The 349-nt window shown below is 63.3% G+C and carries 1 protein-coding gene; it reads right to left on the minus strand.

The features are described 5' to 3' along the window. Window positions 1–11: 11 nt before the first annotated feature. Window positions 12–349 (minus strand): D-Ala-D-Ala carboxypeptidase family metallohydrolase (locus QWI17_RS00895; protein WP_302720603.1); only part of this gene is annotated, 338 nt, incomplete at its 5' end.

The raw sequence follows: 349 nt of genomic DNA on the forward strand, positions 1-349 counted from the left end.
GTCAATGCGCTTCATTGCAGCCCCGCCAGATAGCCGCCGCCCTTGCGGATGGTCAACACCTGGCGCCGCGGGGTGCCCCGCGCCACCGACAGGTGCACCCACTTGTCGAATTCCAGGATGAGTTGATCGAAGGGCACCGTACTTTCGCTGATCCGTTGCACGGTCTCGCGCGGGCTGACCTCGATGACCGTGAAGTCAGCCGCCAGCCCTTGTACATGCTGGCTGTTGGCGGCACCGCCAATCAAGCGGTTGACTTTCTCGCTACGGTAGCCACTGCTGACAATGATGGGCACGCCGAACAGCGCGCGCACCTGCTCCAGGGCACAACACAGCAGTTGCAGGTTGGCCC

The organism is Gilvimarinus gilvus (assembly GCF_030518155.1).
In the GTDB taxonomy this organism is placed as follows: Bacteria; Pseudomonadota; Gammaproteobacteria; order Pseudomonadales; family Cellvibrionaceae; genus Gilvimarinus; species Gilvimarinus gilvus.